General features: G+C 71.8%; 23 protein-coding genes. 16 read left to right on the top strand and 7 right to left on the bottom strand.

Annotation, left to right across the window (positions count from 1 at the left end):
• Positions 1–72: 72 nt before the first annotated feature.
• The 6 genes from serS to VK611_00160 are packed head-to-tail and all read left to right on the top strand — an operon-like array spanning position 73 to position 7,374.
• Positions 73–1,380, top strand: coding sequence for a serine--tRNA ligase (serS, locus tag VK611_00185; GenBank protein ID HMG39706.1), 1,308 nt, complete (start codon positions 73–75; stop codon positions 1,378–1,380).
• Positions 1,381–1,398: 18 nt separating this feature from the next.
• The gene (locus VK611_00180) at positions 1,399–3,846 is read left to right on the top strand and encodes an MMPL family transporter (protein ID HMG39705.1); all 2,448 of its coding nucleotides are present in this window, start codon (positions 1,399–1,401) and stop codon (positions 3,844–3,846) included.
• 10 nt (positions 3,847–3,856) lie between these two features.
• Entirely contained in the window at positions 3,857–4,972 is a 1,116-nt protein-coding gene (locus VK611_00175; protein ID HMG39704.1) for an ABC transporter ATP-binding protein, read from the top strand.
• Positions 4,969–5,721, top strand: a complete 753-nt coding sequence (locus VK611_00170; protein ID HMG39703.1) for an ABC transporter permease — start codon at positions 4,969–4,971, stop codon at positions 5,719–5,721. Before VK611_00175 ends, VK611_00170 begins: the two co-directional genes overlap by 4 nt.
• Positions 5,714–6,436, top strand: a complete 723-nt coding sequence (locus VK611_00165) for an ABC transporter permease (protein ID HMG39702.1) — start codon at positions 5,714–5,716, stop codon at positions 6,434–6,436. The genes VK611_00170 and VK611_00165 overlap by 8 nt, the downstream gene beginning before the upstream one ends.
• Complete coding sequence (locus tag VK611_00160) at positions 6,433–7,374, top strand: ABC transporter substrate-binding protein (GenBank protein HMG39701.1); 942 nt, start codon at positions 6,433–6,435, stop codon at positions 7,372–7,374. The genes VK611_00165 and VK611_00160 overlap by 4 nt, the downstream gene beginning before the upstream one ends.
• A 10-nt stretch (positions 7,375–7,384) precedes the next feature.
• On the opposite strand, the gene VK611_00155 is transcribed toward VK611_00160, so the two are convergent.
• Complete coding sequence (locus VK611_00155; GenBank protein ID HMG39700.1) at positions 7,385–8,281, bottom strand: cytochrome c biogenesis protein CcdA; 897 nt, start codon at positions 8,279–8,281, stop codon at positions 7,385–7,387.
• Positions 8,278–8,802, bottom strand: a complete 525-nt coding sequence (locus VK611_00150; protein HMG39699.1) for a TlpA disulfide reductase family protein — start codon at positions 8,800–8,802, stop codon at positions 8,278–8,280. The genes VK611_00155 and VK611_00150 overlap by 4 nt, the downstream gene beginning before the upstream one ends.
• Before the next feature lie 106 nt (positions 8,803–8,908).
• On the opposite strand from VK611_00150, the gene VK611_00145 reads away from it, so the two are divergent.
• The 7 genes from VK611_00145 (at position 8,909) to VK611_00115 (ending at position 14,869) form a co-directional block, all read left to right on the top strand.
• Complete coding sequence (locus VK611_00145; protein ID HMG39698.1) at positions 8,909–9,388, top strand: sigma-70 family RNA polymerase sigma factor; 480 nt, start codon at positions 8,909–8,911, stop codon at positions 9,386–9,388.
• Positions 9,385–10,863 (top strand): hypothetical protein, encoded by a 1,479-nt coding sequence (locus VK611_00140; GenBank protein ID HMG39697.1) that lies wholly within the window; start codon positions 9,385–9,387, stop codon positions 10,861–10,863. The genes VK611_00145 and VK611_00140 overlap by 4 nt, the downstream gene beginning before the upstream one ends.
• Before the next feature lie 65 nt (positions 10,864–10,928).
• Positions 10,929–11,993: an ABC transporter substrate-binding protein gene (locus tag VK611_00135; protein ID HMG39696.1), complete on the top strand. Its 1,065-nt coding sequence runs from the start codon at positions 10,929–10,931 to the stop codon at positions 11,991–11,993.
• A complete protein-coding gene (locus VK611_00130) occupies positions 11,990–12,871 on the top strand; it encodes an ABC transporter permease (protein HMG39695.1) in 882 nt (293 codons plus the stop codon). The genes VK611_00135 and VK611_00130 overlap by 4 nt, the downstream gene beginning before the upstream one ends.
• Positions 12,853–13,572 (top strand): ABC transporter ATP-binding protein, encoded by a 720-nt coding sequence (locus VK611_00125; GenBank protein HMG39694.1) that lies wholly within the window; start codon positions 12,853–12,855, stop codon positions 13,570–13,572. The genes VK611_00130 and VK611_00125 overlap by 19 nt, the downstream gene beginning before the upstream one ends.
• Complete coding sequence (locus VK611_00120; GenBank protein ID HMG39693.1) at positions 13,569–14,450, top strand: TauD/TfdA family dioxygenase; 882 nt, start codon at positions 13,569–13,571, stop codon at positions 14,448–14,450. The genes VK611_00125 and VK611_00120 overlap by 4 nt, the downstream gene beginning before the upstream one ends.
• Before the next feature lie 77 nt (positions 14,451–14,527).
• Positions 14,528–14,869, top strand: coding sequence for a hypothetical protein (locus VK611_00115; GenBank protein HMG39692.1), 342 nt, complete (start codon positions 14,528–14,530; stop codon positions 14,867–14,869).
• A 182-nt stretch (positions 14,870–15,051) separates the two neighbouring features.
• Here the strand turns inward: VK611_00115 and VK611_00110 are convergent, their stop codons facing one another.
• Both VK611_00110 and orn read right to left on the bottom strand, forming a co-directional pair.
• On the bottom strand, positions 15,052–15,492 hold the full coding sequence (locus VK611_00110) for a WhiB family transcriptional regulator (protein HMG39691.1): 441 nt from the start codon (positions 15,490–15,492) through the stop codon (positions 15,052–15,054).
• Positions 15,493–15,964: 472 nt separating this feature from the next.
• Entirely contained in the window at positions 15,965–16,504 is a 540-nt protein-coding gene (gene orn, locus VK611_00105) for an oligoribonuclease (protein ID HMG39690.1), read from the bottom strand.
• Positions 16,505–16,566: 62 nt separating this feature from the next.
• On the opposite strand from orn, the gene dut reads away from it, so the two are divergent.
• A complete protein-coding gene (gene dut, locus VK611_00100) occupies positions 16,567–17,022 on the top strand; it encodes a dUTP diphosphatase (protein HMG39689.1) in 456 nt (151 codons plus the stop codon).
• A gap of 12 nt (positions 17,023–17,034) precedes the next feature.
• Here dut and VK611_00095 read toward each other — a convergent pair whose 3' ends face one another.
• A complete protein-coding gene (locus VK611_00095; protein HMG39688.1) occupies positions 17,035–17,412 on the bottom strand; it encodes a hypothetical protein in 378 nt (125 codons plus the stop codon).
• Positions 17,413–17,490: 78 nt separating this feature from the next.
• Positions 17,491–18,459 (bottom strand): non-homologous end-joining DNA ligase, encoded by a 969-nt coding sequence (gene ligD / locus VK611_00090; protein HMG39687.1) that lies wholly within the window; start codon positions 18,457–18,459, stop codon positions 17,491–17,493.
• 165 nt (positions 18,460–18,624) lie between these two features.
• Between ligD and VK611_00085 the strand changes: the two genes are divergently transcribed.
• Positions 18,625–19,524 (top strand): DUF2510 domain-containing protein, encoded by a 900-nt coding sequence (locus VK611_00085; protein HMG39686.1) that lies wholly within the window; start codon positions 18,625–18,627, stop codon positions 19,522–19,524.
• 128 nt (positions 19,525–19,652) lie between these two features.
• Positions 19,653–21,299 carry an acyl-CoA synthetase gene (locus tag VK611_00080; protein HMG39685.1) on the top strand — a complete coding sequence of 549 codons (1,647 nt, stop codon included), beginning with the start codon at positions 19,653–19,655 and terminating at the stop codon, positions 21,297–21,299.
• An 88-nt stretch (positions 21,300–21,387) separates the two neighbouring features.
• On the opposite strand, the gene VK611_00075 is transcribed toward VK611_00080, so the two are convergent.
• A complete protein-coding gene (locus VK611_00075; GenBank protein ID HMG39684.1) occupies positions 21,388–21,900 on the bottom strand; it encodes an LPXTG cell wall anchor domain-containing protein in 513 nt (170 codons plus the stop codon).
• Positions 21,901–22,215 lie beyond the last annotated feature (315 nt).

The following is a 22,215-nucleotide window of genomic DNA, read 5'->3' as shown; positions in this document are numbered from 1 at the left end:
GATCCACAGGACACGCCCTGGCTGCCGGGAACCCTGTCGAAGCGGCGGAGACGACACCGGTACGCTCGGCCGATGCTCGATCTACGCCGGATCCGCTCGGAGAGCGAGGCGGTCAAGACCGCCCTCGACCGTCGTGGCCCCGGCGTCTCCGAGGCGATCGACCGGATCGTCGGGATCGACGGCGAGCAGCGGCGGGTGGCGGCGCAGCGCGACGACGTGCGGGCGCAGGTGAAGACGGTGTCGAAGGACGTCGGGCGCCTCCGCGGCCAGGGCCAGACCGCCGAGGCCGAGGCGAAGATGGCCGAGAGCCGTGAGCTCGGCCAGCAGGAGAAGGCGCTGGCCGCCGAGGCCGACCGCCTCGCCGACGAGATCCGCCAGCTGCTGCTCCGCGTCCCCAACCTCCCCAGCGACGCCGCCCCCGACGGCGCCACCGAGGCCGACAACGTCGTCCTCCGCACCGAGGGCTACGACCCCGCCGCCTACGCCGCGCACCAGCGCGTCCCCCACTGGGACATCGGCACCGAGCTGGGCATCCTCGACATCGAGCGGGCCACCAAGATCTCGGGCTCGATGTTCGTGATGTACCGGGGCTGGGGCGCCCGTCTGCTGCGGGCCATGATCCAGTTCAGCCTCGACCGCAACGCCGACGCCTACGAGGAGATCCGTCCGCCCACGCTGGTGCGCACCGAGACGATGATCTCGACCGGCCACCTCCCCAAGTTCGACGACGACGCCTACCACGTCGAGCGCGACGACCTGTGGGCCATCCCCACCGCCGAGGTGCCGCTCACGTCGCTGCACCGCGACGAGGTGCTCGACGGCGCCGCCCTCCCGCTGCGGTACACGGCCCACACGTCGTGCTTCCGGCGCGAGGCCGGGTCGGCCGGCAAGGACACCCGCGGCCTGCTCCGCACCCACGAGTTCGACAAGGTCGAGCTGCTGGCCCTCGCCGCCGACGAACCGGCGGCCATCGCCTGTCAGGACGACGTGCTCGCCCGCAGCGAGGCGGTCCTGCAGGCGCTGGGCCTGGCCTACCGGGTGCTCGACCTCTGCACCGGCGACCTGGGCAACTCGGCCCGCCGCACCTGGGACATCGAGGCCTACGCGCCCGGCGTCGACATGTGGCTCGAGGTGTCGTCGGTGTCGTGGTTCGGCGACTACCAGGCCCGCCGCGCCAACATCCGCTACCGCCCGGTGGCCGGCCCCGACGGCAAGGCGAAGTCGAACGAGGTGTGCCACACGGTGAACGGCTCGGCGATGGGTTGGCCCCGCACGGTGGCCGCCTACCTGGAGACCCACCGCCAGGCCGACGGCAGGATCGCGGTGGTCGACGCGCTGCGCCCGTATCTCGGAGGCATCGAGCAGCTACCGGCCAACTGACCGGTAGCTTCGCCAGAGATGCAGCGTCTCTGGGCCTGGCTGGGCCTCAACCTCGGCAAGCACGCGGGTGTCGTGTCGCTGGTCGGGCTCATCGTCACGCTGGTGCTCGGCTTCGGGGTCACCCGCCTCGACTTCGCCACCGGCCAGGACTCGTACCTCGACAAGGACGAGCAGGTCTACAAGGACAACGTCCGCTACCAGGGCCTGTTCGGTGGCCAGGCGATGGTCACGCTCTACACGATGGACGAGGGCAAGCAGGTGCTCGACCTGTTCACGCCCGACAACCTCACCCGCCTCCGCGCCCAGGAGAAGGAGCTGCGCGGCATCGGCGGCGTCCTCGACGTGGTGAGCCCCCTCACCGCCCTCGAGTTCACCGACAACCTGGTGCAGAGCGACTCGGGCAACCCGGCCGACAGCGTCGCCGGCGGGATCCTGCTGGGCGCCGCCGGCCGCGAGACCGATCCCGCCAAGGCCCAGATCCGCACCGCCGACGGGCTCGCCACGCTCCAGCGCATCAACGCCGTCGCGGGCGAGCACACGCTCGACAACCCCCAGTGGGTCGACTTCCTCCTGCACGACAACCAGGGGGACGTCCGCAAGTCGCTGCTGCCGTTCTTCCCCGACGAAGGCCACGCCCAGATGGTCAGCCGGCTCACCGGGAACGCCTCGCTCGAAGACGAGGGCCGCGCCGCCGAGGCCGTGATCGACGCCACCGATGCGGACATGCAGAACGCCACGGTCCTCACCACCGGCGCCGCCGAGCTGCTGAAGCAGCTCAACGACTACCTGCGCGGCGGCATGCTGCTGCTGGGCGCGATCGCGGTGGCGATCATGGTGCTGATCCTGCTGGTGCTGTTCGACGTGCGCTGGCGGCTGCTGCCCCTCGGGGTGATCCTCGTGGGCGTGGTGTGGGCCTTCGGGCTGGCGGGCTACCTGGGCATCCCGCTGTCGGTGGTCACCATCGCCGGGCTGCCGGTGATGCTCGGCGTGGGCATCGACTACGCGATCCAGATGCACTCCCGGATCGAGGAGGAGGTGATCGTCGCCCGGGCGGACCACCCGATCCAGGAGACGGCCCGCAACCTCGGGCCCGCGCTGCTGGTGGTCACGTTCGACGCGGTGTTCGCGTTCCTGGCGCTGCAGTTCGCCAAGGTGCCGATGATCCGCGACTTCGGCCTGCTGCTGGCGGTCGGCATCGCCGCCATCTGCTTCTGCTCGATCATCATGCCGCTCTCGATCCTCGGCATCCGCGAGTACCGGTCGCCGACGAAGGGGCGCGACTTCACCGAGGGCCCGCTCGGTCGCCTGGTGCTGTGGCTGGGAAGCCTGCCCTCCCGGATCGGGCTGTGGCTGGTGGTGGCGAGCGTGGTGATCTTCGCCGGCGGCATGGCGGTGGAGAACGACCTGAGCCTGCAGACCGACCCGGAGCGCTGGGTCAACCAGGACAGCGACGTGATCCGCAAGATCGACACGCTCAAGTCGGAGACGGGCTCGTCGTCGGAGCTGGGCATCTTCGTCCAGTCCGACGACGCGTTCGACGACGAGACCGTGGCGTTCGTCGACGGCTTCGCCCGCGAGGAGCTGACCAACCGGCCCGACGAGCTGCTCACCGCCTCGTCGGTGGTGACGACCGTGAGCTTCCTGCTCGACATCCCGGGTGCGTCGACGCTGGCGCCCACCGGCGACGACGTGGCCGCCGCCTACGCCGTCGCCCCCGAGGACATCCAGAAGGCCACGGCCCGCCCCGACGACGGCGCCCTCAACCTCATCTTCCGCACCGCGGCAGGGTCGCTGGAGGACACCGCGGTGTACGTGGACGAGATCCGCGCCCAGATCGACCCGCCGGCCGGCGTCGAGGCCACCCCCTCCGGCTTGGCGGTGGTGGGCGTCGGCCTCCTCCACAACCTGGAGTCCAACCGCATCCTGCTCACCTACCTGGCGATCGGCTTCGTCGGCATCTTCCTGGCGGTGCGGCTCAAGAGCATCGTGCGGTCGCTGCTGTCGCTGGTGCCGGTGCTGATCGCGGTGGGCACGGCGTCGCTGGTGGCGTGGGTGTTCGACCTGCAGCTCAGCCCGATGACCGCGGTCGGCGGCCCGCTCGTCGTCGCCGCCTGCACCGAGTTCACGTCGCTGATCCTGCTGCGCTACCTGGAGGAGCGCCGCCGCGGCCTGGCCCCTCGGGAGGCCGTCGACGTGACCGCCGAGCACACCGGCCGGGCGTTCATCGTCTCGGCGTGCACGGCCATCGCCGGCGTGGCGGTGATCTCCTTCTCGTCGCTGCCGCTGCTGCGCGACTTCGGCATCGTCGTGGCCATGAACGTGACCGTGGCGTTGCTGAGCGCTCTGGTGATCCTGCCGCCGATGCTGGTCTGGGCCGACCGCCGCGGCTGGGTTTCCCACGGAATAGCCGGCATTTCCGAGGGTCAGGGTCGGGAACTGGACCGCACCGGAGTGACGCGAGGGTAGGGTCCCAGCGATGTCGGCCACGCCAGACGTCGCCATTCGCCTCGAGCAGCTCTCGAAGGAGTACCCGGGTGCGGCGAGACCGGCAGTCGACCGGCTCGATCTGTCGATCCCCACCGGCGAGCTGGTGGCGCTGGTCGGCCCCTCCGGCTGTGGCAAGACCACGACGCTGAAGATGATCAACCGGCTCGTCGAGCCCACCGGCGGCACCGTGTGGATCCACGGCGTCGACGCCCGCACGCTGCCGGCCCACGAGCTGCGCCGCGGGATCGGCTACGTGATCCAGCAGGCGGGCCTGTTCCCGCACCGCAGCGTCGCCGACAACATCGCCACCGTCCCCGAGCTGCTGGGCTGGAAGCGCGATCGCATCGACGCCCGGGTCGACGAGCTGGCGGGCCTGCTCGACCTCGACCGCGGCCTGCTGCGCCGCTACCCGGCGGCGCTGTCGGGCGGCCAGCAGCAGCGGGTGGGCGTGGCCCGGGCGCTGGCGGCCGACCCGCCGATCCTGCTGATGGACGAGCCCTACTCGGCGGTCGACCCGATCGTGCGCGCCCGTCTGCAGGACGAGCTGCTGCACATCCAGCGGACCGTCCACAAGACCATCGTGTTCGTCACCCACGACATCGACGAGGCCATCAAGCTGGCCGACCGCGTCGTGATCCTGAACATGGGCGGCATCCTGGCGCAGGTCGGCACGCCCGAGGAGCTGTTGCGCAAGCCGGCGAACGAGTTCGTCGCCGACTTCCTGGGCGACGACCGCGGCCTCAAGCGCCTCTCGCTGCTGACCGTCGACGACGTGGCGCTGCGGGAGGGGCCGGTGGTCGACCTGGACGCCACGCCGGACCGGGCCCGGGCGGTGATGGCGGCGAACAACGTCGACTGGGTGGGCGTGCGCGACGCCGGGAAGCTGCTCGGCTGGGTCGGTGCGGCCGACCTCAACGGCGACCCGACGGTCGGCGCCGTGGAGGCCAGGCCGTTCCTGGCGGTGTTCCCGCCGGGCACGTCGCTCAAGGCCGCGCTCGACGGCATCGTCACGTCGCGGACCCGGGTCGCCGTCGTGGTGGAGGACGACGAGCGCTACCGGGGGATGCTCACCGTCGACGACCTGGCCGAGGGCATCACCGGGTGACCCCCGTGCTGCTCGCGGCCGACGAGCCGCTGGTGCGCTGGAGCTGGGTCGGGGACCACCTCGACGAGATCCGCGAGGCCGCGGTCGAGCACGTCCAGCTCACCGTCCTCGCGGTGGGCCTCGGCTTCGTGCTGGCCATGGGCATGGCGCTGCTGGCCACCCGCTGGCACTGGACCTACGGCCCGCTGGCCGGGTTCTGTGCGGTGCTCTACTCGATCCCGAGCCTGGCGCTGTTCGGCATCCTCGTGCCGATCACCGGCCTCGGCATCGTGCCCGCCCAGATCGCCCTGGTCGGCTACACGCTGCTGATCCTGCTGCGGAACATCGTCGCCGGCATCGACGGCGTGCCCGCGCACGTGCGGGAGGCGGCCGACGGCATGGGCTACGAGCGCTGGCGCCGGGTGCTGCGCATCGACCTGCCGCTGGCCGTGCCCGCCATCGTCGCCGGCCTGCGCATCGCCACCGTGACCACGGTCGGCCTGGTGACGGTCGCCGCGCTGGTGGGCAAGGGCGGCTTCGGCGACCTGATCAACGACGGCCTGAGCCGCGACTTCTCCACGCCGGTGGTGGTGGGCACCGTGCTGTCGGTCGCGCTGGCGATCGTCTTCGACGTGCTGTTCGTGCTGGTCGAGTGGCTGACGACGCCGTGGGCCCGCAAGGCGCGGCGCGTCGTGCCGATCGACCCCGGCCGTCCCGCCCTCGGCGCCGTGTCGGTCGCCGGTGTGAGCCGGGAGGGCGCCCGTGGGTGAGACCTGGCGCCAGATGTGGGACTACCTGGGCACCGACGCGGCCTGGCACGGGCGCAACGGCCTGCCGTCGCTGCTGTGGGCCCACCTGCAGCTGTCGTTCGCGTCGCTGGCGATCGCCGTGGTCGTGGCGCTGCCGCCGGCGATCGTGCTGGGTCACGTCAAGCGGGGCGCGCTGCTGGCGGTGTCGATCGTGAACATCGGCCGGGCCGTGCCGTCGTTCGCGGTGATCGCCCTGCTGCTGCCGTTCTCGCTGCGCTGGGGCTTCGGCCTCGGCTTCTGGCCGACGCTGGTGGCCCTGGTGCTGCTGGCCGTGCCCCCGATCTTCACCAACACCTACACCGGCATCCGCGACGTGCCGGACGACGCCCTCGAGGCGGCACAGGGGATGGGCATGCAGCCGGGTGAGCTGGTCCGGAAGGTGGAGGTGCCGGTGGCGATGCCGCTGATCCTCACCGGCCTGCGCATCTCCGCCGTCCAGATCATCGCCACCGCGACGCTGGGCTCCCTGGTCGGCTTCCGCTGCCTGGGCTCGCCGATCGTCGCCGGGTTCACCCGGTCCGACAAGGGCCCGCTGCTGGCCGCGGCGATCCTGGTCGCGGCGGTGGCGTTGCTGACCGACGGGTTCTTCGCCCAGGCCCAGCGGTGGCTGATGCCGTGGCGGAGGGCCAGCCCGAGCTCTTTCGACAACCCAGAAGTGGAGGGACAGACCCCATGAAACGACAGCGCAAGGTGGTCGCCGCCATCGTCGTGCTCGCGCTCGGCCTGGTGGCCACGGCGTGTGGCGACGACGACGACACGGCCACGGCCGATCGGGAGGGCCCGACCGTGCAGATCGGCGCCCAGGACTTCGGCGAGTCGGCCATCCTCGCCGAGATCTACAAGCAGGCCCTCGAGGCCGACGGCTTCCAGGCCGACACCCAGTCGCTGGGCGGGTTCCGTGACCTGCTCTTCGCCGCGTTCGAGAGCGGCGACGTGAACCTGGCACCCGACTACCTGGCATCGGAGGTCGAGTTCCTCAACGAGCAGGCTGGTGGAGAGCCGGGTGTCGCCACCAGCGATGCCGCGGCGACGTTCGACCTGCTGACGCCGTTCCTGGAGGACAACGACCCCGCGCTGGTGGCGTTCGAGCCGTCGGACGCCGTCAACACCAACGCGTTCGTGATCACCCAGGAGACCTCCGACGAGCTGGGGATCGAGACGCTGTCCGACCTGGCCGAGAAGGGCCAGGACCTGTCGCTCGGCGCGCCGCAGGACTGCGAGGAGAACGCCTTCTGCATCCCGGGCCTGCAGGAGGTCTACGGCCTCGACCTGACGCCCAACTTCACGCCGCTCGACACGGGCGTGATCCCGACGTCGCTGGAGGAGGGCGCCATCGACGTGGCGCTGCTGTTCTCCACCGACGGGCGCATCGCGGACGAGGGCTGGGTCCTCCTGGAGGACGACAAGCAGATGCTCGCCGCCGACAACGTGCTGCCGGTGGCGACCCAGGAGCTGTCCGACGCCTACGGCGCGGACCTGGCCGCCCTGCTCGACAGCGTGTCGGCCGAGCTGACCACCACGGATCTCACCGACCTCAACAAGCGCTACGACATCGACAAGGAAGACGCCGCGGACATCGCCGCCGACTGGCTGTCCGACCACAACCTGAACTGACGAGACGTCGTCAGGGCTCCGTGTCTCGCCTGGGCCGTGCGGTCCAGGCGAGACCGAGGCCCAGCAGGGCCGCGACGGCGACGCCGATCTCCACGGCGCCGATCGAGCGGATCGTCTCGGCGACGTCCTGCGACCAGCCGGTGACCACGTCGACCACGCCCGACGACGGCACGTTCGGCCCGTCGGCCCGGTCGGTGCGCACCTCGAGGATCCCGAAGTAGGCGACGTACACGCCGGCGAGCGTCACCAGCGCCGCCGAGATCGAGTGGATGTAGGGCTGGGCGGAGCGCAGCAGCCGCAGCACCGACGTGCGGGCCAGCGCCATCGACACCGTGAGCGCGGTGAGCACCAGGCCCATGCCCAGGGCGTAGATGCCGAACACCACCACCCCGTCGACGAACGACTCGCGCTCCATCGTCCCCGACACGGCGACAAGGAACGTGGGCAGCGTGCAGCCGATCGAGGCCACGGCGTAGGACACGCCGAACACGAACATGGCCCGCACGGTGCGCTCCCGCTGGCCGTTGCGTGTGCCGCCCCCCGGTGCCGGTAGCCAGCGGAGCGTCGGCTCCCAGCCCGCGAGCATGGCGACGCCGAGGGCGACCAGGCTCACGCCGATCACCACCGAGATCCAGGGCGCGTACTCGTAGACCGGCAGCGACGACGCCTTCACCAGCGTCCCTGCCACGGCGAACACCGCCAGGAAGCCGGCCGACACGGCGAGGGCGACACGGGCCGCCCGGCGCAGGCCGGCGTCGTGCAGCGCGTCGTCGGCGGAGCTGTCGAGGCCCATGAAGTACGACAGGTAGGCGGGCAGCATGGCGAACCCGCACGGGTTCACCGTGGCCACCATGCCGATCGTCAGGTACCAGGCGAAGGAGCCCTCGGGGCCGAGCGAGGCGATCACGCCAGCAGCTCGTCGATCTCGGCCCGCAGGTCGTCCGCTTCGAGCTCCCTCATGTGGGTGGCGGCGACCGAGCCGTCGGGGTTGACGAACACGGTGGTCGGCATCTGGGTGCCCTCGAACAGCGCGAGCACCTCGCCGGTCGGGTCGGCGTACGTCGGGTAGGTGACACCGGTCTCGTCGACCACCTCCAGCCCGCGGCGGGCCTGGTGGTCGATCGAGACGCCGACGATGGTCACGTCGTCGCCCCGCTCCTGGTGGACGCGCTCGAAGGCGGGCATCTCCTGTCGGCACGGCTGGCACCACTCGGCGAAGAAGTTGACCACCACCGGTCCGTCGGTGAGCAGGTCGCCCAGCCGGACAGGGGCGCCGTCGCCGAGCGCGCCCAGCTCGACGGCGCGCACCTCGTCGGGCGACGGGCCGTCGTCGGCCTCGCCCCGGAACGCCACGAGCGCGACCACCGCGGCGACCACCAGCACGGTAGCGCCCACCAACACCGGACGGGGGACCCGGCGGGACACCATCCCCCGACGGTACCGACCCGGCCCCGGCCGACAGGAATCTGGGCACGCAACACCCGAGCTCGTCGTCTTTCATGATGATGGCGACGTCGGGAGCAAGGGGGCGCTGATGCTGCTCGACAGGCGGGCACCGGTGCCCGAGGTCTCGTTCGAGGTCGTCTACGAGGAGGAGTACGAGGCGGTCACCCGGCTCGCGTACCTGCTGGTGCGCTCCCGTGAGGTCGCCGAGGAGCTGACGCAGGACGCTTTCGTGCGCCTCTACGAGTACTTCGACGCGGTGGTGACCCCGGCCGGCTGGCTGCGCACGGCGGTGGTGCGGATGGCGATCACGTGGCAGCGCCGGCAGGACCTGGAGCGGCGCCGGCTGGCCGGGACGTTCGACCCCGGCGCCCTTGGGGAGCCCGAGCTGGACGAGACCTGGACGGCGATCGGGCGGCTCCGGCAGGAGCGGCAGACCGTCCTCGTCCTGCGGTTCTACGAGGACCTGTCGCACCGCGCCATCGCCGAGCTCCTCGGTTGCTCCGCCGCGACCGTCCGCAGCCGCACCCGCCGGGCGCTGGCCGACCTACGACGTGAGGTGAGTCGATGAGCCCCCGCAGAGAGCCCATGGCGACACGTGTCCGGTCCACCCTCCGGGCCAAGGCCGACCAGGTCACAGTGCGTCCCGGCCCGTTCGACGCCGATCGCCCGGTGACCCGTGCCGCCGAGGCGATGCCGCTGTCGCTCACCCCGCGGTCGCGCGGCCGGCTGGTCCTCGGCATCGCCGCCGTCGCGGTCGTGGCGGTGCTCGGTGCCGCGGCGGTCGTCGCGCTCCGACGGGGGTCCGACGACGGCGGGACGACCTCCACCGCGGCCTCGACGACGACGACGGAGGCGGAGTCGGGCGTGGACGGGGTGCTCGCACCGTCGTGGTCGCCCGACGACCTCACCCTGTGGGCCGTGACCTGGGAGCAGTCGCCCTCGGATTCGGCCGGGATCGGCCTCGAACAGCTCTTCGGCCGGGGCGGGGGCACGGCCGACGGTGCCGTGCACGTGTGGATCCAGTACGGCGAGGGTGGCTTGCCTGTCGGCGCGAGCCCCACCACCGTGCGCGGCATCCAGGCTGACCTGATGCCGGCGAAGGAGTTCCCCGACACCACGTCGACGCTCAGCTGGTACGAGGACGACGTCAACGTCAGCGCGTCGTTCGTCGGGATCGGCCTGGAGGAGACCGTCGCGTTCCTCGACGGGCTGACGTGGCGGTCGGACGATCGGCTGGTCGGGTTCGCGCCTCAGTCGAGTGGTGACCTGGACCTCCTCGGCGAGACCTCGCCGGCGCCCGCCGGGGGCACGGTGCTGAGCGCCCGGTTCCTCTACCTCGACGCTGCTCTGAGCCTCGCCCCCGGGGAGGGTCGGCAGCTGGAGGTGCACACGACGACGGCCACCGGGGGCGGCATCTCGTCGAGCTACCTGCGGACCTGGCTCCACGCGGACCGCGGTGAGGACGGTGTCCTCGAGTCGTACGACCCCCGCTACGGGACCGTGCGGCGCGACTGGCCCGACGGCCGGAGGCTCTGGGTCGACGCCAACGCCACCGCCGTCGACCGGGCCACGCTGGTGCGGGTCGCCGACAGCGTGGAGGCCGTCGCGGCCGGCGAGCTCACGCAGCTGCGCGAGGCCGTCCGGGACCGGGTCGGTGGGCAGGATCTCGTCGCCTCGGCCGAGCTGGGCGACGCCCGCCTGGAGGTGCGCGGCACCAGCGCGATGGCCATCCTGTGCCTGCAACCTGCCGGCGGCACCCGCATCTGCCCGGCGGACGTCGCCTTCGGCAGCTCTTTGTCCACCGGGTTCGTGGTGGGCGACACCTGGTACGCCGCTGCGGTGTCGAGCGGCGTGACGCCCGTGGTGTCGCGGCCGAGCCCTGCCCTCCCCGTCACCGTCCCTGAACCGCTGCCCGGCTCGGAGGCCGCGACCTCGGGCGAGTGGAGCTTCACGCTCGTCGCGGTGCCCGCCGGCCTCGACACCGTCGACGTCTGGTACGGCCTCCACCAAACCAGCCTCCAGCGGTCGCAAGCCGAGGAGTAGTTGCAGCTTCCCGTGTTCCCTGTAAAGTTGATCGAGTTGATCATCTTTTAGGGAAAGGGCGGGGTGTGCGGAACAGATCCACGCTGGGGCTCCTGGGGGCGATCCTGACGGCGGCGTCGTTGCTGGCGACGGCCTGCAGCGACGAGGCGTCGACGCGGCCCGAGGACGACACGCCGTCCGACGCCGCCACCGACGTCGAACAGGTCGCGGTGCCCGAGTCGATCCCCGCCGGCACCACGCTGCGCGTCGGCGACCAGCTCGAGTACCTCCAGACCATCCTGTCGCTGGCGGGGGAGGACCAGGACCTCGGCTACGAGGTCGAGTACTCGTCGTTCGTGGGCGGGCCGCCGATGCTGCAGGCGTTCCAGGGCGGGGCCGTCGACACCGGCTTCGTCGGCAGCACGCCGCTGATCTTCGCCCAGGCCCAGGGGCAGGACATCGTCGCCGTGGCCGGATGGGCCAGCGAGAACGGCTCCTACCGGCTGGTCACCGCACCCGGCGAGGAGGAGATCCAGGGCTGGGAGGACCTGGCGGGCAGGAGCGTCGCCTACCAGCGGGGCACCGCGGCCGAGGCGGCGCTGCTGCAGGCACTCGACGCGGCCGGCGTCGACCCGGCCGACGTGACCACCGTCGACGTGCCCCTCACCCAGGTCGGCTCGGCGCTGTCGGGCGGCTCCGCCGACTCCGCCATCTCGGTGGAGCCCCTCACCAGCGTCTACCTGGCGTCCAACCCGACGGCCCCGGTGGTCGACAGCGCCGACGAGATCACCGACCGGTCGTCGTTCCTCATCGCCAGCGCCGCCACGCTCGCCGACGACGCCAAGACCGCGGCGCTCGCCGACTACACGGCCCGGCTGGTGCGGGCCTTCACCTACCTGCGGGCGAACCCCGACGGGGTGGCGCAGGCGGTGTACGTCGACCAGTACGGCCTCACGCCGGAGCGGGCCGCCGAGATCGTGGAGGCCCAGGGCGTCGGCTCCTTCATCGAGCTCCCCGGCGACATCGAGGACCAGCAGCAGGCGCTCGCCGACCTGTTCGTCGCCGCCGGCCAGGTCCCCGAGGCGGTCGACGTGTCCGCCGAGTTCGACGTCCGCTTCCGCGACCTCGTCGAGGAGGCCCAGTCCGGATGACCGACCTCCGCTCGCCCGAGACCGACGTGGTGGAGGTGGCCGACCTCGTCGACCTGCATCCCGCCGCCCCCGAGCTGATCCGCCTGCCCACCCGCCCCGCCGGGGAGGTGGACGCCCGACGTCGACGGCTCCCCAAGGGCGTCGAGCGGCTGGCCGGCGTGGCGTTGCTGCTGGCCCTGTGGGAGCTGGCGGCCGCGGCCGGGTGGCTGCGGCCCGACATCCTGGCGGCGCCGTCCGCGGTGCTGACCGTCGGCTGGGACCTGGCCCGCGACGGCACCCTCGCCGAGGCACTGTGGGCGTCGCTGCAGCGGGTCGGCTGGGGCCTGGGCCTCGGCATCCCGCTGGGCACGGCGCTGGCGCTCGTGGCCGGGCTGTCCCGGGTCGGCGACGACGTGGTCGACGCCAACATGCAGATGCTGCGCTTCGTGCCGATCCTCGGCCTCCAGCCGCTGCTGATCGTGTGGCTGGGCGTCGGCGAGACCACGAAGATCACCATGATCGTGCTGGGCGTCGCCTTCCCGATCTACGTCAACACCAGCGCCGCGGTGCGGGCGATCGACCCGGGGCACCTGGAGCTGGCGACCGTCCTCGGCCTCGGCCGCTTCGACCGCCTCCGCCGGGTGGTGCTGCCCGGCGCCCGGGCCGGCTTCCTGGTCGGCCTGCGGATGGCGACCGGCGTCGCCTGGCTGCTGCTGGTGTTCGCCGAGCAGATCAACGCCAGCAGCGGCATCGGCTACCTGATGGTGCGGGCCCAGACGTTCTTCCAGACCGACGTCATCGTGGTCTGCCTGGTGGTCTACGCCGTGCTCGGCCTGGTGTCGGACGCCGTCGTCCGCGCCCTGGAAGGAAGGCTCCTGCGGTGGCAACCGGGACGCTGACCCACGCGCTGCGCCGCGACTTCGGCGACCGGGCGGTGCTGCGCGGCATCGACCTCGAGATCGCCACGGGCGAGTTCGTGGCGCTGCTGGGCCGGAGCGGGTCGGGCAAGACCACGCTGCTGCGGATCCTCGCGGGGCTCGACAGCGGGGCCGCGGGCGACGCCCACGTGCCGGTGCGACGGGCCGTCGGCTTCCAGGACGCCCGACTGCTCCCATGGATGTCGGTGCTCGGCAACGTCGTGCTCGGGCTGCGGGGCGACGACGCCGAGGCCCGCGGGCGCGCCGCGATCGCCGAGGTCGGGCTGTCCGGCCACGAGCACGACTGGCCCAAGACGCTGTCGGGCGGCGAGGGGCAGCGGGCCGCGCTGGCCCGGGCGCTGGTGCGGGCCCCCGACCTGCTGCTGCTCGACGAGCCCTTCGGGGCGCTCGATGCCCTGACCCGCCTGCGCATGCACGCGCTGGTGCAGGAGCTGTGCGCCCGGCACCGCCCGGCGGTGCTGCTGGTGACCCACGACGTCGACGAGGCGATCCTGCTGGCCGACCGGGTGCTCGTCCTCACCGACGGCCACATCTCGCTCGACGTGCCCGTCGACGTGCCCACGCCCCGCCTCCGCAGCGACGACCGGTTCGTCGTCCTGCGGGCGCGCCTGCTCACCGAGCTCGGAGTCGAAGAGCCATCACCCCTGGGAGGGAACCTGTGACCATCACCGAGATCGACGTCGAGCTCGACGTCGTCCCGCTGTCCGGCACGATCGGCGCGGTCATCCGCGGTCTCGACGTGCGCCACCTCGACGACGCGACCGTCGCCGCCGTCCGCCGGGTGTGGCTCGAGCGCAAGGTGGTGTTCTTCCCCGAGCAGCACCTGGAGCCGGCCGAGCACCTGGCGTTCGCCTCCCGCTTCGGCGAGCCGACCGAGGGGCACCCGGTCATCCCGGGCCTCGACGGCCACCCCGAGGTGTTCCAGATCGACTACACCGCGGCCCGCGACCTCTACTCCACCTACGGCGACGTCAGCACCCGCTACCGGGGCATCGCCTGGCACACCGACGTCACCTTCGTGCCGCGGCCGCCGCTCGGGTCGATCCTGCGGGCCGTCGTGGTGCCGGAGGCGGGCGGCGACACCCTGTTCTCCGACCAGCAGGCGGCGTACGCGTCGCTCAGCCCGGCGCTGCAGGCCTTCCTCGAGACACTCACCGCGGTGCACGACGGCCGCGACCAGTTCAAGGGCATCCTCGACCTCGTGGGCGAGGGCCGCTGGGAGGGCGAGAAGCTGCTGAAGCTGGAGCCGGTCGAGCACCCGGTCGTGCGCACGCACCCGGAGACCGGCGCCAAGACCCTGTTCGTGAACCCCGGCTTCACGTCGCACATCAAGGAGCTCGACCGGGCCGAGAGCGACGCGCTGCTCGCCTTCCTCTACACCCACGCGGTGAAGCCGGAGCACACGGTGCGCTACCACTGGAGCCAGGGCGACATCGGCTTCTGGGACAACCGGGCCACGCAGCACGCGGTCGTCGGCGACTTCGGCGACGAGCACCGGGTGATCCAGCGGGTGACCCTCCGGGGCGACGAACCCCGCTGACGCCCACGCTCACGCGGGAGCGTGACGATCTCACGTCGGAACGTGGGAACGGTCGTTCGTGCGGGGATACTTCCTGCATGGCCGCCGAGCCCCGCATGGTCTCCCTCGGATTCGGCAAGTTCGCCCGGGTCGACCGCATCTACGCCCTGGAGCCGCTCCGGGGCGGTGAGCGCGGCGACGGGCGACGCACCCGGGTGTGGGTCGAGGGGATCACCGAGCCGATCGTCGCCTCCCGCACCGAGCGCACGATCCTCCACGACATGGGCCAGGACGCCGCGGCCCAGGTCCCCATCCTGGACGACGCCCTCGACCTGGCGGAGCGCCTGGCCAAGGCGGCCGAGGCCGGCCGGGTCGACCTCGGCGACCTGGGCCGGAGGGCCCGGCGGCTGCTCGACGCAACCACCGGACCCGCTTCCTAGTGCCTGCGGCAAGGCGGCTGACGCCGCCGCCTCCGGCCGATTTAGAGCCTCGGCCGGTGGCAGTTGCGCCTGGTGACGGCTCTCCCCGCGCCGATCGGCCTGATGGCTACCGGCCTGGCGGGCCGATGGTGCGCAGGGGGGAGGGGCTGCACCATCGGCCCGCGACCTGAGTGGCGGTTCCGCTAGGCGATGCGGACCACCGCCACGTCCTGCAGGTGCTCCGGGATGGGGATGTCCGGGAGCTGGTCCTCGGGGCGGGCGTGCTTCGGGGGCCGACCCCGACGCCGCTTGCTGGCCAGGATCTTCCCGTTGAGGAAGAGCTGACCACCCCAGACGCCCCACGGCTCACGCCGCTCCAGGGCGCCCTCGAGGCAGGGGATCAGGGCCGGGCACGTGGCGCAGATGTGCTTGGCCCGAGCGATGTCCTGCAGCTCGTCGCTGAAGAACAGCTCGTTGAGCTGACCCCCGCCGTCGTTGCAGCGGGCATGGGCCCACCAGCCGTGCTCGGTGGCGGCGAGCTCGGGCGAGATGGGGTTCTCGTCGGCCCAGTCCAGCTCGTCGCCGGTGGGACTGTCGGGTGCTTCGTCTCGTTCGTCGTTGGGTCTGGTGAGCTGGGCGATCATTGCCCTTCCCCCTCGCTGGGTTCCGTTTTTCTGTGAGGTTTCGGTGCGCATGCGGAATCGGGTCCAAGAATCAGAAAAGGCCGCCGGGTTGTCCCGACGGCCTTCGGAGGTTCCTTGCGCTCTTTCCCTTCTCAGGGTGAGCGCTCCAAAGGCCGTGGAGTGGTTCGGTCGGTGTGGGCGACCGGGTACGCCGGCTTGGCGTCGAGGTTCCACACCTGCATCCACGCCTGGTCGGCGCCGATCGACGTAATGCAGTCGAACGCGCCGGAACCGGCGTGGGACGTACCAAACGTCAGGGCGGGGGCTACGCGCTCCCGGTCGGTCCCAGGACGCGCAGCACCGGCCGTGAGGCTCGGTTGAAGGGTGCTGCGAGTCATCGTCCTGATTCCATCCTCGGGGGTCATCCAGCCATTCGCAGGCGATGCCACCACACGGGCGGCAACTGCGTCAAAGGAATATTAGAGGTGTTTCCTCAAACTTGTGGTGCAGTCACCGGGACGAACAGCTTCTCCCGGTAGAAGCGCAGCTCCGAGACGCTCTCGAGGATGTCGTCGAGGGCCCGGTGCGTGGTCGCCTTCTTGGGTACCGAGTCGATCACCGAGGGGTACCAGCGCCGGGCCAGCTCCTTGATCGTCGACACGTCGACCGACCTGTAGTGCAGGTGGTTCTCGATGTCGGGCAGGTAGCTGGCCAGGAAGCGGCGGTCGGTGCCGATGGAGTTGCCGCACAGCGGCACCGTGCGCGGCTCGGGCACGTGGGTCCGGATGAAGTCGAGGGTGGCCTTGCCGGCGGCCTCCAGCGTGACCGTCGACGCGGTGATCGCCTCGAGCAGCCCGCTGCGGGTGTGCATGTCCCGCACCACCGGCTCCATGGCGGCGAGCGCCTCGGCCGGCTGGTGGATCACCAGGTCGGGCCCGCTGGCGACGATCTGGAGCTCGTCGTCGGTGACCAACGTGGCGATCTCCACGATCACGTGCCTCGCGGGTTCCAGCCCGGTCATCTCGAGATCCATCCACACGAGCACATAGGGACCCTATTCCAAGTCGTGCGTTCTCACGGCACCACAATGGCGGGGTGCTGACGAACCACGGGGTGCTGACCGTTCCGTTGCTGGTGCTCGATCCCGAACTGCCGTTGCCCGGGTACGCGCGGGAGGGCGACGCCGGGGCCGACCTGGTCGCCAGGGAGGGCGTGCGGTTGCGGCGGGGTGGGGGCCGGGCGCTCGTGCCGACCGGTGTGGCCCTCGCGCTGCCGGAGGGGTACGCCGGGTTCGTGCAGCCCCGCAGCGGGCTGGCGCTGCGCCACGGCGTCACCTGCCTGAACTCCCCAGGCCTGATCGACAGCGGCTACCGCGACGAGCTGAAGGTGCTGCTCGTCAACACCGACCCGGACGCCGACTACGAGGTCGGCCGGGGCGACCGCATCGCCCAGCTGGTGATCCAGCGGGTGGAGCAGGCCGAGTTCACGGTGGTCGAGACGCTGCCGCCGTCGCAGCGCGGCACCGGCGGCTTCGGCCACACCGGTCGCTGAACCGGGACGCCGCTAGTCGTCGTGGTCGGCCGGGGCCTTGCGCAGGGTGACCGACGACTTGCCGGGGTCGAGCGACCACTCGTCGACCACGGTGTCGAGCACGGTGGCCGCCAGGTCGGAGAACGCCGGGACGACCGCGCCGCCGTCGAGCGCGAGCGTCACCCGGAGGCCGTTCGGCTCGATGTCGTAGGAGACGACCAGGCTCGACTCGGGCCCGGCGTCGCACAGCTGGGCGGCCGCCTCGCCCACCGCCAGGCGCAGCTCCTCCACCTCGCTGAACGTGAAGCCCAACCGGGTGCCGAGCCCCGCCGCGCCGACGCGGGCGATGCGCACAGCCGCCGACGTCGCCGGCACGGTCAACCGAACGGAGTCCCCGTCATTGCGCTCCACGCAGCATCGGAGCCTACGGCGCCCACCGCCCGTGTCGGAAGCGGGGTGGTTGCGTAGCGGCGGCGGCCCTGCCCGCCGTCACGGCGACGGCTCGCGCACGACCCGTTCGGGGTCGACGTCGTTGCGCAACCCCAGGTACACGGGGTGGCGCAGCAGCCCCTCGTCGGTCCAGTTCCCGAAGCCGATCTCGGCCACCAGCTCCGGCCGCACCCAGTGGGCGTCACGGGAGCGCAGGTGCGGCGGGGACGGCGTGAACGGGCACTGGTCGGTGGCCAGCTCGGCCAGCGTCGTGCGCAGCTCGGCCAGCGTCGCCCCGGTGAAGCCGGTGCCGACACGGCCGGCGTAGCGCAGGGGCCGCTCCGGCACCGACGTGTCGTGGTAGCCGACCAGCAGAGCCCCGAAGGTGCCGGCGCGCTCGCCCTGGCCCTCGGCCCAACCGCCGACCACCAGCTCCTGGCGCCGCTGCACCTTCACCTTCACCCAGTCGGCCGTGCGCTTCCCCGGCCGGTACACCGAGCCGGCCCGCTTGGCGATCACCCCTTCGAGCCCCTGGTGGGCGGCGGCGGCGAGCAGGCCCGGGCCGTCGTCGAACACCCCCGCCACCTGCACGCCGGGCGGGAGGTCGTCGGCCAGGGACCGCAGCACCGTGCGCCGGTCGCTGAGCGGGAGCCCGATCGTGGGTCGGTCGCCCACCTGCAGCACGTCGAACAGCACCAGCTCGACCGGCACGTCGGCGGCCCGGCGGGCGGCTTCGGCCGGCGACGTGATGTGCATGCGGTTCTGGAGGCGCCCGAAGCTGGGGTGCCCCGCCTCGTCGAGCGCCACGATCTCGCCGTCGAGCACCACGTCGAGGGGGAACGCGTCGGCGAGCACGGCCAGCTCCGGGTACGACACGGTCGCGTCCTTGGCGTTCGACGACCAGATGCGCAGCTCCCCGCCGCGCACCTCCGACAGCGCGCGCATGCCGTCCCACTTGAGCTCATAGGTCCAGTCGGCGCCCTCCGGCAACCGCGCGGTGGTCGCCTTCATGGGCAGGTACTGCGGCATCGGCTGGGGAGCCTACGGTTGCCGCTCGAGGGTCCACCCCGTGCAGTGAGTGTGGGGGTGACCGCCGCGCGCACCTGCGAGAACGTGACCTATCGACTACGCCGTGTTGGGGGCTAGGGTCGCTCACACTCGGCGGACTCTTTACGGAAACAGGAGCAGCTCGCGATGTCTCAGGTCACCCCCGGCTGGTACGCGGACCCGTCCGGCCGGTTCTCGCAGAGGTACCACGACGGCACCCAGTGGTCCGAGCACGTGGTCGACGCCGCCGGCAACCGCAGCACCGATCCGACCAACCAGCAGCCGCAGGCCGCTGGCTACGGCGCTCAGCAGCAGGCCGGCTACGGCCAGCAGCAGACCTCGGGCCAGGGCTACGGCCAGGCCGACGCCGGCTACGGCCAGGCGCAGTCGTCGGGCGAGAACTACGCCCCCCAGAACTACGGCCAGACGCCGTCGGGCCAGGGCTACGGCCAGCAGGGCTACGGCCAGCAGCAGCCGCCACCGCAGCAGGGCTACGGGCAGCAGGGCTACGGCCAGCAGCCGCAGCAGCCGGGCTACGGCCAGCCTGGCTACGCCTACGGCCAGCAGGCGCCCGCCTACGGCTCGGGCGCCAGCTTCTCGCCCACGATCGGCCTCATCGTCGCCGGCATCGGCGCCCTGCTGGTGCTCGCCTCGATGTTCGCCCTCGACTTCCTCAAGGCGTCGGTCGACCTGGGCGAGTTCGGTGGCACGACCAGCGAGTCGGCCCCCCTCGGCGACTTCAACGAGGAGGGCGCCCCCGGGGCGCTCAAGTCGTACGCCGGCTTCGGCCGCCTGCTCGCCGTGGTGGTGGTCGTCGGTGCGGTCGCCGCAGCCGCGAAGCTGCCGGCTCTGGCCAAGATCCCGCAGGCTTCGATCATCGCCGCCGGAGCTGCCGGCCTGTTCCTCGTCTGGCACGTGCTGGCGATGCTGGCCAGCGGTGACGGGTTCGACCTCAGCCCCGCGATCGGCGCCATCCTCGGCGTCATCGGTTACGGCGGGGTGATAGCCGGGCAGTTCCTACCGCAACCCGTGGGCGGTAACCGCTAGCCGGGTACGTTGTTCTGCCGAAGGGCCCCGTGCTTCGCGCCGGGGCCCTTCGCCGCGCTCGTGGCCATGTCGCCCTGACGACTACGGTTTCTGACGCTCCATCAGATTTCGTACGAGGGGGAACGCCGATGGGCGATACGCAGTTCAACCTGGCGAAGGTCTTCGACACCGTCGCTGCGGCCGTGCCGGACCGCGACGCCCTGGTCTGGAGCGACCGGCGCTGGAGCTTCGCCGACCTGGCCGACCGCTCGCGCCGCCTGGCGACCTACCTGCGCTCCCGCGGCCTGGGCGTCCACACCGAGCGCGCCGAGCTCGCCGGTCACGAGTCGGGCCAGGACCACGTCGGCATCTACCTCTACAACGGCAACGAGTACCTCGAGACGATGCTGGCGACCTTCCAGTCGCGGGTCGGCCCGTTCAACGTCAACTACCGCTACGTCACCGACGAGCTGCTCTACCTGCTCGACAACGCCCGCTGCCGCGGCCTCGTGTACCACGCCACCTTCGCCCCGGTCCTGGCCGCCGTGCGCGACAAGGTCCCGGGCCTCGACGTGCTGGTCCAGGTGGCCGACGAGTCCGGCAACGAGCTGCTCCCCGGCGCCGTCGACTACGAGAGCGTGATCGCCGCCACCGAGCCCGACCTGGCCGGCGTCGAGCCCTCGCCCGACGACCTCTACATCCTCTACACCGGCGGCACCACGGGCATGCCCAAGGGCGTGCTGTGGCGCCAGCACGACGTGTTCATGTCGTGCATGGGCGGTCGGAACCTGTTCACCTGGCAGCCGGTCGAGTCGTACGAGGAGATCGCCGCCACCGCCACGGGGCTGGAGTCGCCGCTCAAGTTCATGCCGCTGCCGCCGCTCATGCACGGCGCCGCGCAGTGGGCCACGTTCATCGGGCTCAACGGCGGCAACACCATCGTCTTCCAGGAGAACACCCGGCGGCTCGACCCGGTCGACGTGTGGCGCACGGTCGAGCGCGAGCGCGCCACCACCGTCACCACGGTCGGCGACGCCGTCGCCCGCCCCCTGGTGGAGGAGCTCGAGCGGGGCGACTACGACACCAGCTCGATCGTCGCCGTCGGCAACGGCGGGGCCGCGCTCACGCCGACCATCAAGGAGCGCCTGCTGGCGCAGATGCCGAACGTGTTCGTGTCGGACTCCGTGGGGTCGTCGGAGACGGGGGCGCAGATGAGCCACCTGTCGGCCGCCGGTGCGGTGTCGACCGGGCGCTTCAACCCCGGGCCGGGCACGGTCGTGGTCAGCGAGGACCTCACCAAGCTCCTCGGCCCCGGCCACGAGGGCCTGGGCTGGCTGGCGCAGGAGGGCTGGGTCCCCCTCGGCTACTTCCGCGACGCCGAGAAGACCGGCCGCACCTTCCCGGTGATCGACGGCGTCCGCTACGCGGTGCCGGGCGACCGGGCGCGCCACCTGGAGAGCGGCGAGGTCGAGCTGCTCGGGCGCGACTCGGTCACCATCAACTCGGGCGGCGAGAAGATCTTCGCCGAGGAGGTCGAGCGGGCGATCGCCGGCCACGCGGCAGTGCACGACGTGGTGGTGGTCGGCCGGCCCAGCGAGCGCTGGGGCCAGGAGGTCGTGGCGCTGGTCACGCTGTCCGACGGCGCCACCGCGACGGCCGAGGACATCGTCGACCACGCCGGCCGCTCCATCGCCCGCTACAAGCTGCCGAAGGACGTGCTGTTCCTCGACCACATCGAGCGCAGCCCCGCCGGGAAGGCCGACTACCGCTGGGCGAAGGAGCAGGTCACCGGCTGACCCGGCCGAGCGGAGGTCGAAAACGCCAAGAGGCCCGGCACCCCCGTAGGTGTGCCGGGCCTCTTGCGTTGTCGTTCGAGACGATGGATCAGACGGCCGGGGCGCCGCGGCGACGGCGGCTGGCCGCCAGCGCCACGAGCACGCCACCGATGGCGGCGAGCCCACCGCCGACCTTGAGCAGCGTCATCGTCGAGTCGGAGCCGGTGTTGGGCAGGTCGCCACCGCCGCCACCGCCCGGCGTGGTGACCGGGGGAGTGGTGGTCGGAGCCACCTCGTCGCAGGACACCACGTCGACCGTGGAGGTCAGGACCAGCACGTCGCCCTCACCGGCGCCCTCGGCCTCGATGGTCGCCTCGCCCAGCGCCTGGGTGGCGGACAGCGTGACGTCGAGCGTCACGACGCCGTTCTCGTCGGCCACCGGGGTGCCGAGCACGGCATCGGGCAGCAACGTGACCGTGACGGTGGTGCCCGGCACGAACGTGGAGGCCTCGACCGTGAAGGCCTGCCCGGGGCACGGGGTGGCGTCGCTGACGGTGATCAGGTCGTCACCGGGTGGGTATTCGGTCGCTGCCGCCGGCGATGCTGCCGCAAGGCCGATCACCGCAACAGCCAGTACAACAAGCCGCTTCATATCCCCCTGCTTCCCTTCTGCCCCATGGGCCGCCCAACAGATGGGCCTGTCCGGCCCCATGACCTCAGCGACCGGCACCCTACTCTGAGGTAACGAGCCTTACCACGCGTTCTTGTTAAGACTCGTAGCGCGCTGTGCGACACCTGGTGGGTGGTCACGCCGGGTTCACCCAGGCGTGGTCGTTCGTTCGTGGAACCGCCTCCTACCATGGACGGCCGACCCTTCCGGGGGGTGTAGCTCAGCTGGCAGAGCAGCGGCCTTTTAAGCCGAAGCGCGTGGGTTCGA

The organism is Acidimicrobiales bacterium (assembly GCA_035316325.1).
Classification (GTDB): domain Bacteria; phylum Actinomycetota; class Acidimicrobiia; order Acidimicrobiales; family VFJN01; genus DASXTK01.
Note: the sequence above shows the minus strand (reverse complement) of the source record. Positions and strands in the feature narration are given on the sequence as shown.